The following is a 14,587-nucleotide window of genomic DNA, read 5'->3' as shown; positions in this document are numbered from 1 at the left end:
AACTATTGTTTTGAGAACATCAATTCTGCCGGCATCCCGATTTTGAGGCTGCCATCATTATGTACTTTCACTTTTACGGCATATACCAAGTTGGTGCGTTCTTCTTTCGTCTGTATCACTTTTGGTGTGAACTCTGCTTCAGATGCAATCCAGGTAAGGGTTCCAGGCCATGCTTTGGATTTTCCGCCGGGCTGGTCGGTGAGTACGGTTACCTGTTGGCCGATTTTGATCTGCCCAAGTTGTTCTTCTGACACATAGGCCCGCAGGATGATGTCGTTAAGATCAGCGATCTTGTACAATGCCTTGCCATAGGTGACCACTTCTCCTTTCTCTACATATTTCACGAGCACGGTGCCGCTCACCGGGTTCACCACGCGCGATTGCGTGAGCTGGTCGCTGATCTGCGCCACCTGCGCCTGCAAGGGCTGCGTTTCGCTGTTGATGCCGCTCACCTGTGTATTCAGCGTGGAGGCCAGCGAGCGGTATTGTTTTTCCAGTATCGCAATCTGTGCGTTGATATCATCCAGCTGTTTGGGTGTGGCCGCACGGGCTTTGAGCATATTGGTAACGCGCTGCTGTTCTATCTTCTGTCGGTTGATCTGTTCCTGTATCACCTGCAATTGCGGCGCAATATCAGGACGTTTGCTGAGCACCGCTTTGATATTGGCTTGCAGCTGTGTTCTTTTCAGATGTAATTGTGTGGAGTCGATCCAGCCAACGATGGTATCGGCGGGGAGCACCATGCCCTCTTCTACACCAAAGACGAGGAGCTTGCCGGTGCCTTCGGCGCCTACGATGGTTTCCACGGCTTCAAAATTCCCATAGGCGTCAGCGTTATGATTGCCTGAATTGCAGGCAGCAAGAGCGATACAGAGCAATAATACCGGAGCTGTTTTCATGTATTGCGTTTTAATAACCACGGATTAATTGATAGTTGATTTTTGCGAGCGCCAGCTGCAAGAGATGTGTGCGCTGACTGATACGCGCCTGCGTGGCAGCGTCGAGGTCCTGTACATAGTCGTGCACAGTGATCACGCCATTATCCAGCTGCGCCGCAGAAGCGTCTTTCACGCGGTCGCGCAGCGCGATGATGGCATCATCTTTTTCCAGCGTCTGTTGCAGGTTGTTGATCTCGGCCTGTTGCTGGGTGAGCTGCACCTTCGTATTCAGCACGAAAGTATTGGCTTGTTCGGCTACATTTTTTTCCTGTAAGGCCAGCACTTGTTGCTCATTGCGCTGGTAGTGCCAGTTCCAGAGGGTCCAGTTGAGGCGGAGGCCGGCGATATAGAATCCTGCGAAATCATTACTGAGCATATTGAGGCCCGGGCGGCCATAGCCGCCTTGTACAAAGGCGCTCACCCGCGGCAGCTTGCGGCTGCCGGTAAGAGCCGACTGCTGCGCCAACGTTTGCTGTTGCAGGCGATATAACAGTAGTTCCGGCCGGTTCAGTGTATCCGTTGGCGTTATATCGGCCACGGCGCCGGTACTACGTATATCCACCGCCGTTACCGGCACGCCGGTGAGCAGCTGTAGTACATCGAGATAGGCTTTTTTGCTGGTAAGGGCGGAATGCTCCTGCTGCTGGGCCTTCAGCAGCTCGGCTTGCAGCAGGTCGACGGTAGATGGCAGCACAGCGCCATTGTCTACGCCGGCCTGCATTTTTTCGATGCGTTGCTGCAGGTCTTTTTCCATCACCTGGGCAGCATTGATATATTCGTCGGACAGGAGCGCATTAAAATACGTTTGTGTTACCTGCTGTTTCAGTTTATACAGCTCTACTTCCACCTGTTGCTGGGAGCTTTGTTGTTGCGCAGTCTGCAATTCGCGCTGAAGGCGGGTGGAGCCGCCATCGTAGAGTTGTTGTTTGATATCGATGGTAGCGCGGTACTGGTCTTTCGCAGGCGTCGGGATATTAAGCTGTGGCAGCTTGACGGGCAGTTGCACTACATCTGATTGATAGGAGGCCTGGCCGTTGAGTTCGGCCTGTGGCAGCCAGGCATTGTTGATGTTCCTGGTTTGCAGTTGCAGGATATTGTCCAGCACTTTTTTCTGTTTCAGCAGCGGGTAGTTGTCTCGCGCCAGCTGCTGGCATTGTTCCAGGGATAGTAGGCCATTATGCTGCGCGGCGGCGCTGAGGGAGCATAGCAGCCATATCCAGACGAAATGTTTCATACTCAACCATTAAATTTAACCATATAGTTAACTTCAGGGCAAACGAAAAAAATCAGGGCTTTACAGCGGCCAGAATAAATTCGGTCAATTGTTTGCGCCGTTCTTCCATGGCCATGCGGTACTGTACTTCATCGAGGCCGGCAAGCGCCTGTATCAGCGGTTTGGCGGCGAACGGGAACACACACATCGAGATAACGTTCATCAATAATTGCAGGGGGCTGATCTTCCTGATCTCTCCTTTCTTCTGGGCCTGCTTCACACGTTCCGCGAAAGCCTCGATATCAGGCGGATGGCTGGCGTTACGGAAGCGGCGTATCATTCTCTCCGGGTTCTGGTTGATCTCGTTGAGGATGAACACCGGCAGGTAAGGCCGTGCCGACAGCTGCGTGATGTAGTTATCCACGATGCCGGCCACCATTTCCTTGAAAGAGCCGCGGGATTGCAGGATGCTATGCAATGACTTCAACATATTATCCATGGCTTCTTCAAAGATGATCTCGAAGAGTTTGTCTTTGCTGCGGTAGTAGTAATGCAGCATGGCTTTATTGATGCCGGCTTCGTCGGCAATGTCCTGCATACGGGCGCCTGCCAATCCTTTTTGCAGGAATATCTTTTGTGCGGCTGCTTTGATCTGGGCTTCGGTGCTTTTCTCTTCCGCCATATTCAACTATTTAATTTAACCATTTGGTTAATGAAGATAAAATCATTTTGGGTATCGACAAAAAAAATTATCGAATATCTGCCGCCCCTACCAGGGCTGATGGCAGCGTAGCGCATATTTTGCTACCGGGCTATCGCCCCTTCGGGGCGTAATATTGGTAGCAAAGGAGCATGGTCCCGATATCTCGCCCCGTAGGGGCGGCACCTGATAGACCAAGGTGAAAACCAGACAAACAAAAAAAACCTGAACCAGGATTTTCCTGATACAGTGGGATTCAGTTGATGAGGACAGCTGCCGGTGGACGATTATATAACCTCCGGCTACGCTTCGCAGATCAGGTGAATCGCGCTGTATCAGGTAAATCCTGGTTCAGGCAACTTACACTATGGGTTTGTTTTTATATGGCTACTGTTGGTACCATGAGACCGCCATCTACATTATATTCAACGCCATTGATGAATGCGGCATCATCAGAGGCGAGGAAACTTACCAGTTTGGCTACTTCGGGCGATTGACCGATGCGGCCTATCGGCACGTTGGTGGCCAGTTTCTGTTGGAAGGCCACTGCTTCTTCAGCATTGAATCCGGCTTTTTCTAATATCGGCGTAGCGACAGGACCAGGATTCACGGTGTTCACACGGATCTTGCGATCCACCAGTTCCCGCGAAAGGGTGCGCGACAATGAGTTCAATGCCGCCTTGCTGGCCGAATACACCGCAGCGCCAGGCATACCAAAGTATGCATTGATAGAAGAAAGGAAGATAATGGTGCCGCCTTCATTGATCAAAGGCAGTAACTGTTTTACCGTGAAATAGGCGCCCTTGAAATTGATGTTCATGATGCTGTCGAAATCGTCTTCATGGGTATCTGCAAAATTGAAGAACTTACCAACGCCCGCGTTGACGAAGAGAATATCAATCTTGCCATATGTCTTTTCTACATGTGCCGCCAGCTGTTCTGCATCTGCCAGGCTCGCCTGATCAGCAGTGATGCCCTCTGCCTGCTCTCCGAGCGCCAGTGCAGCCCGTTGCACAGCGCCCGGATTACGGCCGGTGATCAATACTTTCGCGCCCTGTTTCAAAAATTCTTCTGCTGTTGCATATCCTATACCGCTGTTGCCGCCCGTGATAACGGCTACTTTATTTGCTAACTGTTTCATCTTTATTTGATTTATTTAAAAGTATCGATATATTAAAGTTTTAAAAAAGAGATGTTATCATCTCTCATATCTATATATTTAAAAACATAAATGTATCAGATCATAAAAAAAGCTGGATGCTGCACCGGTCACAGCTCATCAGCTCAGTTTAAGGAAGAACATGGATAACTGCTTCATCATCTCCCGGTTAATGGTCAGCTCTACAATGCGCCCGTTCTTTGTAGAGTTCAGTACACCGCTGTCTACCAATATCTTCACGTGATGCGATACCGTAGGCTGCGATAAACAACATAGACCACAAACATCCCCACATAGCATATGGCCCTTTTTCGCCACCTCCATCACAATAGCCAATCGATGTTTATCGGCTACTGCATTGGCTGCTTTTTCTATTATACCCAAATCCATGACGCAAATATAGACCATTTTTTGAAACATTGAAATATTTCAATGTTTTTTTTCTCCGGAAAACTATCGTATATAAAAAAAGTATACTATATTTACCGGCTGCGGCAGCCGATACACCATACAGATCAATATATGCTAATTCAACTATCCATGAAGACACCACATCTTTTAGCGGCAGGCATACTCCTGCTGGGAGCCTGTCAACACCCGCATGCACCGGAACTGCCCACCGCCAACGCCGCACCGGCGGCCAGCGTAAAAACCGTAGCGGAAGATCCGAAAGCACTCAAGATCACCCGCCGCTGTGCCGTATTCTACGCACCCGATGAACATAAACTGGCGAAGCTGAAAAAAGAGAACGGCGAAGAAGCCTTCTACACCATCGCGGACGACAACCAGCACTACCTCTCCGATTCACGCCAATTCCTGGCCGATAAAGGCATCGAAATCGTAGACGCCACCAACGGCGCCCTGAGCTTCCGCCCCACCGGCGGCAAACCGCAACAGCTCAACCTCGATGAAGAACAATACAACTGGGGCGTACTGATATTCGATGGCAAATCCGTACACAAAGCGGATATCACCAACATAGAGGGGGAATATGAAAAGTATTTGAGTAGTGCGGAGGTTGTCTAGGAGATATACTGATTGAGAAGGATTACCAGGATTTTTTATCAGGATTAATAAGATAAAGGATTCGAAGATCAAATCGAGATGATCTTCGCGAATCCTTTAATCTTTATTAATCCTGATAAAAAATCCTAATCCTTTCAATCAGTATAATCTGAGCCAGACAACTTCCGCTTAAAACCAATAGCCCAACGTCAATCCCATATAGCGGTTATATATTTTCAATTGCTGATGTACAGCCGGGTTCTCCACCATCGACTGTAAGCCGTGTACATAGCGGAATTCGATATGCCAATGTTCTTTTAACGTATAGCCGGCGCCGGTAGTGAAGCCGAAATCTGTTTTCTGGGAATAGCCACGGTCAGTGGTGCCATTACCGAAATAGTCGTTGCCATTGAGTTTGGTGGATACCAGTATGCTTGCATAAGGGCCTGCAAATATTTCCAGTCCTTTATAATGCAAGGTGGGAGATATCGGGAAGATATCGATGTTGCTGCGACGCAGCGGCGCATCCGATCCATCGGCATTCTTCAATGTGATGCGGCGGCTGCTGAAAAAGATATCATGTTTCAACAGGAAGTAGCGGCTCACAGGCGATTCCGCAGAGAGGCCCAGCAAGAGGCCGGGCTGTCCTTTGCTTTCGCCATTGGCAGAGATACTGTCGAGGTTCTGGCCGCGCAGCTGCGCCACCTGTGCGCCGGCTTTGATACCGAAACGGAAATGCTGTTCCTGCTCCTGTGCCTGTACGCCGGCCGCTATCAGCAAGGCCGCCAGCAATATGAATAGTTGTTTCATGCGTTAAAATTCAATGTCCCAGATGCCGGCGGCGCGCTCCAGCTCCACCAGGGCGGCCGCATGCTGGTAAACAGTTTGATAATATTGTTGCTGCACATCATTATACGTACGTTGTGCATTCAGCACCTCCAGCAAGGTGGTTTCACCACGCCTGTAGGCATATGTTTTTCCTGCCAGCACCTTGCGGGCGTCATCCAGCAGGCCTGCATCGAAGAGTTGCAGCTGCCGCGTGGCGGCCTCGTAATTGGTGTAGGCCTGTATCACCTCTGTTTGCACCTGCACGGATGCCTGTTTCGTTTGCACCGCCGATTGCTTTATGCCTGCATTGGCCGCCAGCAGCTCTCCTTTGTATTTATTTGAGAACTTGAGCGGCACGGAAACACCGGCCGATAAAGTATTCATCGACGGCGTAGGTGCGACCACGTTAGTAACGACAGAAGTGGCGTTAAGACCTGCATTCAGCCCCAGGTCTATCACGCGGGAGCTGCGCGCCACACGCAAAGCCTGCTGCGCCACCTGTTGCTGCTGCAAAGCGGCGAGCAGGTCGGCACGTTGCTGCGTGGCCTGCATCAGCAGGTCCTGCAAGGGGAAGTGGCGCACGAAACGGCCAAGGTCGCCGGTAGCCAATGGCAGCGTATCTGCGGACTGTACGCCGCTGAGCTGGTTGAGCTGCAGCATGGCGGTTTTCCAGTCGGCCGCCGCCTGGTAGGTTTCCGTGAGCAGCGTACCTGCTTCCACGCGCGATTGTCGTGCATCCGTTTCCGTTATAGCGCCCGCTTTAAAGCGGATAGAATCTGCGATGGCCAGCTGGTCCATAAATTGCCAGGCCTGCTTTTTTATTTCGTATAGCCGTTGCTGTTGCATGGCCTGCAAATAGGCCAGGGTAGCATCGGCGCGGAGATTACGGAAATAATCGGCCAGTTGCAGTTTGGCCAGGGAATGCTCTTCTTTGGCGAGACCGATGCGCGCGCGGCGCTTGCCGCCCAGCTCCAGGGTCCAGGAGAGGCCGCTGTTGAAAGCGTAGCCTGTCTCCATCCGGCGCTGGCCATTGTCGGCGAAACCGGCCGTCCATTGCGGATCGGGGAACACCTTGGCGATTTCGATATTGGCCGAAGCTACATCTACATTGAATTTCTCTGCGGCATAGCCGAGGTTGTGCTGCCCCACCTGCGCGAGGAACTGCGGGTATTGCAGCCGGGTAGTATCTTGTGCCTGTAAACCACTGCTGCAAAGCAACAGCGCCGGCAGCAGGTATTTAATTCTCATTGTTATATTTTCTTTCTGTGAGATAATATATTGCCGGTAATGCATACAGGGTGAGCAAGGTAGAGAAGAGCAGACCGTATACGATCACCGTAGCCAATGGCCTTTGTACGTCGGAGCCGATGCCTGTAGCCAGCGATGCCGGCAGCAGGCCCAACACCGCTACGGTAGCGGTCATCAGCACGGGTCGGAAACGATCCTGCGCACCATGTATCACAGCTGCCTGCAAAGGCAATCCCTGACGCCGCAACTGGTTGATATGCGACACCATGATCACCCCGTTCTGTATCGCCACGCCAAACAAGGCGATGAAGCCTACGGCAGAAGATACGTTCAGCGTCATGCCGCGCACATTGAGCGCCAGCATACCGCCAAACAATGCCAGCGGCACAATGGAAAGGATCAAACCTGCCTGCCTGAATTTGCCGAAGGCGCCATACAAGAGGATGAACATAATCGCCAGCGCCAGCGGAACGATCACCGCCAAACGGCCATAGGCGCGGTTCTGGTTCTCGAACTGACCACCCCATTGCACGCGGTATTTAGTATGATCATATTTCACCTGCGACGCTATTTTCGCCTGCGCAATCTTGAGGAAAGAAGTCAGATCGATACCGCGCAGGTTGAGGCGTACGGTGAGATGGCGCTTGTTCATCTCGCGCGTGATCGTGCTCTCGCCCGTAGCCAGCGACACGGTAGCTACCTGCGATAATGGTATCCTGGCGCCGGTAGCGCTGGTCAGCATCAGGTTACCGATCTTCTCCGGTGTATTGCGGCTGTCTTCTGCATAACGGCAGGTGATATCATACACGCGGTTACCTGCAAATACCTGTGATACGGCCTTTCCGCCCACCGCTACTTCGATCAGTTCCGTCACGTCGGAGATATTGAGGCCGTAACGCGCGATCTCGTCTCTGTTGGCGCGTATCTGTAATTGCGGCAATGGCGGCTCCTGGTCGATGGCCAGGTCGGCGGCGCCATGTATCGTTTTCAAGGTCGACAACACTTCTTCTGCGATGCGCCTGGTTTCGCGAAAATCTTCTCCATAAACTTTCACCACCAGCTCACTGTGCGCGCCGGAGATCTTGTCCATTACGCCGTCGATCATCGGCTGACTGAAACCTACCGTATACCCCGGCATGGTGGCGTAATCCGCCGCGAGTTCCTGGATAAGGTCGCTCTTTCTTTTGCCGGAAGGCCATTCGCTATATGGTTTGATACCGATAGAACATTCAAAGTGAGATGGGGTGAAGGGATCGGTACCATCATCATTGCGGCCCGCTTGCGTCATCATATAGGTCACTTCCGGATGGCGCAGGGTGCGCTCCCGCAGGGAGTCGGCCATTTCGCGGGCCTTGGGCAATGCCAGGCCGGGAGGCAACTGCACCTGCAGCCAGATGGAGCCTTCATCCAGCGGCGGGAGGAAGTCTTTACCTACCATCACCGTCAGCACTGCGGCAGCGGCCAGCACGATGCCCAGCGGCAGGAATACCTGGCGCGGCTTCTCTACGATCTTGCTGATGCGGCGATGATACATCACCGTCAGCTTTTGCAGCCAGCGGTTATGATGCAACTTGCGCGGCTTACGGTAAAGCATATACGCTAATCCGGGTATTAGCAGCAAAGCCACTGCCAGCGCGCCAAACAGCGCATAGCCTACGGTGAAGGCCATGGGCGTGAACAGCTTCTTCTCTACCCTTTCAAAAGCAAATAATGGCAGATAAGCCGTGATGATAATGATGGTGGCAAAAAATATCGGCTTGCCCACCGATACTACCTGCTGCGCGATCGTCTTCTCTTCAAATATCATCTCCGGATGATCTTCGCGCTGTTTCAATATCATCTCCATCATCACGATCGCACCATCTACGATGATGCCAAAATCCACCGCGCCCAATGACAAGAGGTTAGCGGGGATGTGCGTAAAATGCATGCAGATGAAAGCAAACAAGAGGCTGAAAGGAATGGTGATGGCCACCAGCACGGCGGCGCGCCAGCTGCCCAGGAAAACGATCAGTACGATCACCACCAATGTCATCCCTTCCAGGAGTGTATGCGATACCGTATGCAGCGTGGTATCCACCAGTGCGGTACGGTCGAGGTAAGGATGTATTTTTACGCCGGCAGGCAGTACGCCGTTGTTCAGCTCTTCTACAGCGGCATGCACGCCTTCCAGCACTTTGGAAGGGTTCTGTCCTTTCAGCAGCAGCACGATACCTTCAATGCCTTCGCTGTAATGGCGTTCATGATCGGTGAAGCCCAGCACGCCTTTTCTTTCGAGGTTGCCGTATTTCAAGGTGCCGAGATCGCGGAGGAAGAGCGGCACGCCTTTATCTGTTCTCACCACGGTAGCGCCGATATCATTGAGAGAGCGCATCAGGCCTATGCCACGTACAACGTAGCCAAGGTCGCCGCGTTGCAACACGCTGCCGCCGCTGTTATTGTTATTGCTGGAGATGGTGCTCACCACAGATCCCAATGGCAGGTTGTACTGCTCTAGTTTATGCGGGTCCAGTTCCACCTGGTATTGTGTGGTGAGGCCGCCGAAATTCGTTACGTCCGCTACGCCGGGCACCTGCCGTATCCTGGGGATGATCACCCAGTTTTGCAGGTCGGTGAGTGCGCGGAGGTCGGCGGATTTACTTTCGATGATATAGCGGTAAATTTCCCCGATGGGCGATGTAAGCGGGTCCAGTCCTGGCTTTGCGCCGTAGGGCAGGTCTACTTCACGGATCCTTTCGGTGATGCGCTGGCGTGCCCAGTAATCATCTATTCCGTCATCAAATACCATGGTGATCATGGAGAGGCCGAAGGTAGAGCGGGAGCGCATTACGTGCATGCCGGGCATGCCGTTGAGCGCGCGTTCCAGCGGCACGGTGATCTGTTGCTCCACCTCTTCTGCGGCGAGGCCGGGCACCTGTGTTACTACCTGCGAGGTTACGTCGGCGATATCCGGGTAGGCTTCTACAGACAATTGCGTCCAGGAGTAGTAGCCAAAAAAGGCCAGCAGGAGGAACAATGCTACAAACAGCCAGCGTTTTTCCAGTGCGGTTCTGATCAGTCGTTTCATAGGCTGTTATTTTATTTCAGACAGATAGAACCCGCCTTGTGTGATAATTTTTTCGCCGGGTTGCAGACCGCCGGTGATGATCACCTGTGTGCTGTCTGTTTCGCCGGTAGTTACTTTCCGCCTGCACCAGGCGCCGGGAGCGGCTTCCACGAATACGTAGCCGGAATTCTCCTGTTGCATGATGGCGGTAGCCGGTACGCGTATCTGCGTTTGTGGCGGATCGATGAAGTGTACATTGGCGTACATGCCGGGTTTCAGCTGGTGGCCGGGGTTATCGCAAACCATCAGTACTTCGATGGCGCGGGTGGTTTCATCCACGATCCTGCCTATATGGAATATCTTTCCTTTGATGCGGAGATCGGGCAGTGCCGCGAGATCTACGGTTACGTCATCATTTTCGCGGATGAAGCGAATATCTTTTTCACGCACCTGGCCGGCGATCCATACTTTGGAAAGTTCCGCCACGATAGCTACGGGGCCGCCATCGCTCTTGATGAACTGACCGGTAACGAGGCGGTTGTCGATCACTTCTCCGTGTATGGGTGCGCGTACGGTGAGGGGCTGGCCCAGCACCATTTGTTTGGGATCGACTTTATAGATCTGTAATGCGGCTTGTGCATTTTCAAATTCTTTCTGTTGAACGGCGGCATTGGCGGTGGCCTCGTCAAAGTCTTTCTGCGCGCCTACGCCGTGCTGCAACAGGTCTTGCTGGCGGCGTCTGGCGGTGGTGGCGAGGTCGAACAGCTGTTTGGCCTGGAACCAGGCTTTTTGCGCTGCGATAAAATCCGGTGAGGAGATTTCGAACAAGGGAGCGCCCTCGTTCACCTGCTCACCTAAACGCATAAACGATTTTAACACACGGCCGGAGAACGGTGGCGCGATCTCCGCATAATTGTTGGGGATCGCTTTTACGATCCCGGCGGTCAGCAGTTGCAGGCGGTAGGGAGACGCTTCTACAGTAGCAGTACGCAGCCTGGCTTCCAGCGGTGATCCGTGTTTGAGACGGATGGTATCGCCATGGAGCTCGTAATCGGCGCTTCCGGCGGGCGCGGGCTTTTGGTTGCAGGAGGCGGCCAGCAATACTGCACAGCATCCAATGGTCATCATCTTCATAAAGGAAAAATTACGTGTATGCATTGATGGCGCAAAGGTATAATAGCGACTGCGCAACATCAGTTAGAGAACGTTTAAAAAACCATTAAAAAAAAATTAAAATCAGATATGCGGCAGCTCCACCGTGAATACGGCACCCATGCCTGGCCTGGATTGTACCGTAATATCGCCTTTATGCAGCCGTATGATCTTCTGTACGAGCGATAGCCCAATACCATTCCCCGAGGCCACCGGTTTGTTGGCGCCACGATAGAAGGGGGTAAAGATATTGGGGAGGTCTTCTTTGGAGATGCCCACGCCATGGTCTGTAAAACGCAATACAGTATAGCCTTTGAACCAGGTGACCGCCACCGTCACCTCCGGCGGCGCGGAGAACTTGCAGCCATTTTCCATTAAGTTGATAAAAGCCACTTTGAGCAGGTATTCATTGCCGTTTACGGAGATGAAGTCGTCGTCTTCCATATCTTCTTCAAATACCACACTGATCTTGTACGAGGGGTGTGCCTGCAATATGCTGCTGCGGGCTTCCATCAGCACCTCATCGAGGCGTATTTCGCGGAAGTTGATCTCTGCGGGATCATAGCTGGCTTTGGCCAGATCGAGCAGGCTGTTGGAGAGCTTCACGAGGCGCTGTGCATCTTCAATGGCGTGATGCATGGACTCTCGGTATTCCGATGCCGGCCGCTCGCGGGAGGCCGTGATCTCCAGTTCAGCCATCATGGCTGTGAGCGGGGTTCGCAGCTCATGCGAGATATTTGATACAAACTGTTTCTGCGCATCGAAGGATTGCTCAAGACTATCGAGCATGCGGTTGAAAGTGATGGCCAGTTCGGCGATCTCGTCTTTACCATTGCCTTCGTTGAGGCGCAGGTCGAGGTTGGTGGCGGTGATCTCCTGCATCTGGTCTACCATATCAGACACCGGTTTCAGGGCCTGGCGGGCAAAGAACTGCCCGGCGAGGAATACCAGCACTACGCTGCCGCCGAAGGCAAGTACCAGCGTATAGGCGAGGTTGCGGAGGCGCGCCAGTCCGGCCTCATCGGCCGCGGCGGCGGTAATGATATAAATGCCGTTGCGGTGTTCATATCTGAACCCAACCACCTGCAAACCTCTCTGGCTGAACCTGATCTCTCCTTTCGCCGCGATGTCGTTGATCATCTCCCGGGTCTCCTTCACTTTATCGATATCCACGGCATCGTGGTAGAGCAGGTGGAAACCGGGATCATAGATGGCTACTTCCTCTTCAGCGGAGGAGGCGGTGTTTTTATAGATGAGCTGCAATACCGAGGGGCTTACCTTGGCATCCAGCAGCAGATTGGCTTTGGTGGTGGCTTGCGCGCGCAGGGTCTGATAATATTGTTCCTCACGGTCACGGGCATACGAAATATAGATCACCAGTGCAAACACCAGCAGCAATGCTGCGATGATGCCAGAAAACAGTAGGGTAAGCCGGGTCCGGATTTTCATATTATCCTGCTTTAAAAATGAAGCCCATGCCGGGTTTGGTGTGGATCAGCTTTACAGAGAAATCTTTATCGACCTTTTTCCGGAGATAGTTGATATATACATCGATGAAATTGGTACCGGTATCGAAGTGGGTATCCCACACCTTTTCGGCGATCTCGGTGCGCGACAGTACCCTTTCATGGTGCTGCATCATATATTCCAGCAGGCGGAATTCTTTGGGGGTGAGGTTGATCTCTTTGCCATCGCGGGTAACGATCTTGGTTTGCAGGTTCATTTCCAGGTCGGCATAGCGGAGCACCCTGGTGGCGGGTTGCGGCGCTACGGGATTGCGTTTGAGGAGGGCGCGGATACGCACCATCAGCTCGCGCAGGTCGAAAGGTTTCACGAGGTAGTCGTCGGCGCCGGCGTCGAAGCCTTCCACTTTATCGTCGGTGGTGCCGAGTGCGGTGAGCATGAGTATGGGGAGTAGCGGGCGTGCCTCGCGTATCGCGCGGCTCAACTCGAGGCCATTCACACGGGGTAATACAATATCGGTGATCACGAGATCGAAATCGGTGCCCAGCGCCAGCTTCAGGCCGGCTTCTCCGTCCCACGCGAGCGTTACCTCGTAACCCTGTTCTTCCAGTCCTCGCCTGATCAGCGCTCCTACTCTCTCTTCATCTTCAATAACTAATATCCTTGCCATGGTCTCAAAGGTCTGATATTCTCCTGAATATGCAGAGAAAGTTCTCCTTATTTCATATTTTGTCCAAAAATTTACCAAAATTGACCAAACCGATATTAGTTATAAAATTTGGCACGGCCTCCATCACGCGGGGCAATGGCGATCTCGACGAAACAGTAATCGCCGGCATTGCCAGGCAGGTGGCGGACTTACATGCCACGTATCATATTGTGCTGGTATCTTCCGGCGCGGTGGCGGCGGGCAAGCAATTCCTGAAGGAATACAATGGCAGCATCAGCGAGCGCAAGGCGGCAGCCGCCATCGGCAATCCCCTGCTGCTCAACAAATACAGCCGCTACTTTGCACCCTATGGCATTGCCGTAGCACAGAGCCTTTGCGAGCGCCAGCACTTCTCTAACCGCGACCAGTTCCTCCAACTGAAACGCACCTACGAAGAACTGTGGGCCAGCAACATCATCCCCATCGCTAACGAAAATGATGTGGTGAGCAGCCTGGAGCTGAAGTTCTCCGACAACGACGAACTGGCCACGCTGATCGCTGTAGGATTCGGCGCATCGCTGCTGCTGTTCAGCACCTCCGTGGCCGGCGTGCTGGACAAAAACGGTGAAGTGGTACCACAGATCGATGTGATCGATCAGCATGCCCTTGCGTTGGCCGACAAAGAAAAATCAGCGCTCGGCCTGGGCGGTATGGTATCCAAGCTCACCTTCGCGCGACTGGCCACCCGCATGGGTATCCGGGTGGTGATATTTGGTATCCGCACTACCGACGGCCTTCTTAACGCTATCGCCGGCAAAACCGGCACCCTGTGTTTGCCACAACCCTGCAGCATGCCCGCCCGCAGGAAGTGGCTCGCCAGCGGCAGCCTGGTAACGGGCCGCATCATGATCGACGCCGGCGCACAGCAAGCGCTGGAAAGCCGCCATAGCCTGCTTGCCGTTGGTGTAAAAAATATCATCGGGAAATTTGAATGCGGTGAAGTGATAGAAATTGTAAACGAAGATAACATCGTAGTGGCCGTAGGCCGCGCCAAGCTCTCCTCCGAAACGCTGGAAAAGCAACGCAAAGAGAAAAATACGGAAGTAGCGCATGCTGATGACATCGTGCTACTGTGATGATCTGTTGCTGTTATTGCTACCGCAACAACAGCAACAATAAATTCTG

Annotated in this window: 13 protein-coding genes; 2 read left to right on the top strand and 11 right to left on the bottom strand. The window is 52.8% G+C overall.

What is annotated here, in order from left to right:
- Window positions 1-2: 2 nt before the first annotated feature.
- From FPG75_RS13970 to FPG75_RS13950, 5 genes are all read right to left on the bottom strand, one after another.
- Window positions 3-899: an HlyD family secretion protein gene (locus FPG75_RS13970; RefSeq protein ID WP_143307467.1), complete on the bottom strand. Its 897-nt coding sequence runs from the start codon at window positions 897-899 to the stop codon at window positions 3-5.
- Between the two features lie 10 nt (window positions 900-909).
- Window positions 910-2,172: a TolC family protein gene (locus FPG75_RS13965; protein WP_143307466.1), complete on the bottom strand. Its 1,263-nt coding sequence runs from the start codon at window positions 2,170-2,172 to the stop codon at window positions 910-912.
- A gap of 52 nt (window positions 2,173-2,224) precedes the next feature.
- Window positions 2,225-2,833: a TetR/AcrR family transcriptional regulator gene (locus FPG75_RS13960; RefSeq protein ID WP_143307465.1), complete on the bottom strand. Its 609-nt coding sequence runs from the start codon at window positions 2,831-2,833 to the stop codon at window positions 2,225-2,227.
- A gap of 397 nt (window positions 2,834-3,230) precedes the next feature.
- The gene (locus tag FPG75_RS13955) at window positions 3,231-3,992 is read right to left on the bottom strand and encodes a glucose 1-dehydrogenase (protein WP_143307464.1); all 762 of its coding nucleotides are present in this window, start codon (window positions 3,990-3,992) and stop codon (window positions 3,231-3,233) included.
- Between the two features lie 138 nt (window positions 3,993-4,130).
- On the bottom strand, window positions 4,131-4,400 hold the full coding sequence (locus FPG75_RS13950; protein ID WP_143307463.1) for an ArsR/SmtB family transcription factor: 270 nt from the start codon (window positions 4,398-4,400) through the stop codon (window positions 4,131-4,133).
- A gap of 150 nt (window positions 4,401-4,550) precedes the next feature.
- Between FPG75_RS13950 and FPG75_RS13945 the strand changes: the two genes are divergently transcribed.
- Window positions 4,551-5,036: a hypothetical protein gene (locus FPG75_RS13945; protein ID WP_143307462.1), complete on the top strand. Its 486-nt coding sequence runs from the start codon at window positions 4,551-4,553 to the stop codon at window positions 5,034-5,036.
- Between the two features lie 168 nt (window positions 5,037-5,204).
- Here FPG75_RS13945 and FPG75_RS13940 read toward each other — a convergent pair whose 3' ends face one another.
- The 6 genes from FPG75_RS13940 to FPG75_RS13915 form a co-directional block, all read right to left on the bottom strand.
- Window positions 5,205-5,825: a porin family protein gene (locus FPG75_RS13940; protein WP_143307461.1), complete on the bottom strand. Its 621-nt coding sequence runs from the start codon at window positions 5,823-5,825 to the stop codon at window positions 5,205-5,207.
- A gap of 3 nt (window positions 5,826-5,828) precedes the next feature.
- Window positions 5,829-7,091 (bottom strand): TolC family protein, encoded by a 1,263-nt coding sequence (locus FPG75_RS13935; protein ID WP_161596804.1) that lies wholly within the window; start codon window positions 7,089-7,091, stop codon window positions 5,829-5,831.
- The gene (locus tag FPG75_RS13930; protein WP_143307459.1) at window positions 7,081-10,158 is read right to left on the bottom strand and encodes an efflux RND transporter permease subunit; all 3,078 of its coding nucleotides are present in this window, start codon (window positions 10,156-10,158) and stop codon (window positions 7,081-7,083) included. The genes FPG75_RS13935 and FPG75_RS13930 overlap by 11 nt, the downstream gene beginning before the upstream one ends.
- 6 nt (window positions 10,159-10,164) lie before the next feature.
- On the bottom strand, window positions 10,165-11,271 hold the full coding sequence (locus tag FPG75_RS13925; RefSeq protein ID WP_161596803.1) for an efflux RND transporter periplasmic adaptor subunit: 1,107 nt from the start codon (window positions 11,269-11,271) through the stop codon (window positions 10,165-10,167).
- Window positions 11,272-11,373: 102 nt separating this feature from the next.
- Window positions 11,374-12,738, bottom strand: a complete 1,365-nt coding sequence (locus FPG75_RS13920) for a HAMP domain-containing sensor histidine kinase (RefSeq protein ID WP_143307457.1) — start codon at window positions 12,736-12,738, stop codon at window positions 11,374-11,376.
- A 1-nt stretch (window position 12,739) separates the two neighbouring features.
- A complete protein-coding gene (locus FPG75_RS13915) occupies window positions 12,740-13,423 on the bottom strand; it encodes a response regulator transcription factor (protein WP_143307456.1) in 684 nt (227 codons plus the stop codon).
- An 80-nt stretch (window positions 13,424-13,503) separates the two neighbouring features.
- Between FPG75_RS13915 and proB the strand changes: the two genes are divergently transcribed.
- Window positions 13,504-14,538, top strand: coding sequence for a glutamate 5-kinase (gene proB, locus FPG75_RS13910; protein ID WP_143307455.1), 1,035 nt, complete (start codon window positions 13,504-13,506; stop codon window positions 14,536-14,538).
- Window positions 14,539-14,587 lie beyond the last annotated feature (49 nt).

It is taken from the genome of Chitinophaga vietnamensis (assembly GCF_902167635.1).
Lineage (GTDB): Bacteria > Bacteroidota > Bacteroidia > Chitinophagales > Chitinophagaceae > Chitinophaga > Chitinophaga vietnamensis.
This window is presented reverse-complemented; position numbering and strand designations above follow the sequence as displayed.

What these genes read in the sequence shown, in the direction of transcription:
- FPG75_RS13970 (WP_143307467.1), bottom strand. Translation starts at nt 899, where the DNA reads ATGAAAACAGCTCCGGTATTATTGCTCTGTATCGCTCTTGCTGCCTGC.
- FPG75_RS13965 (WP_143307466.1), bottom strand. Translation starts at nt 2,172, where the DNA reads ATGAAACATTTCGTCTGGATATGGCTGCTATGCTCCCTCAGCGCCGCC.
- FPG75_RS13960 (WP_143307465.1), bottom strand. Translation starts at nt 2,833, where the DNA reads ATGGCGGAAGAGAAAAGCACCGAAGCCCAGATCAAAGCAGCCGCACAA.
- FPG75_RS13955 (WP_143307464.1), bottom strand. Translation starts at nt 3,992, where the DNA reads ATGAAACAGTTAGCAAATAAAGTAGCCGTTATCACGGGCGGCAACAGC.
- FPG75_RS13950 (WP_143307463.1), bottom strand. Translation starts at nt 4,400, where the DNA reads ATGGATTTGGGTATAATAGAAAAAGCAGCCAATGCAGTAGCCGATAAA.
- FPG75_RS13945 (WP_143307462.1), top strand. Translation starts at nt 4,551, where the DNA reads ATGAAGACACCACATCTTTTAGCGGCAGGCATACTCCTGCTGGGAGCC.
- FPG75_RS13940 (WP_143307461.1), bottom strand. Translation starts at nt 5,825, where the DNA reads ATGAAACAACTATTCATATTGCTGGCGGCCTTGCTGATAGCGGCCGGC.
- FPG75_RS13935 (WP_161596804.1), bottom strand. Translation starts at nt 7,091, where the DNA reads ATGAGAATTAAATACCTGCTGCCGGCGCTGTTGCTTTGCAGCAGTGGT.
- FPG75_RS13930 (WP_143307459.1), bottom strand. Translation starts at nt 10,158, where the DNA reads ATGAAACGACTGATCAGAACCGCACTGGAAAAACGCTGGCTGTTTGTA.
- FPG75_RS13925 (WP_161596803.1), bottom strand. Translation starts at nt 11,271, where the DNA reads ATGAAGATGATGACCATTGGATGCTGTGCAGTATTGCTGGCCGCCTCC.
- FPG75_RS13920 (WP_143307457.1), bottom strand. Translation starts at nt 12,738, where the DNA reads ATGAAAATCCGGACCCGGCTTACCCTACTGTTTTCTGGCATCATCGCA.
- FPG75_RS13915 (WP_143307456.1), bottom strand. Translation starts at nt 13,423, where the DNA reads ATGGCAAGGATATTAGTTATTGAAGATGAAGAGAGAGTAGGAGCGCTG.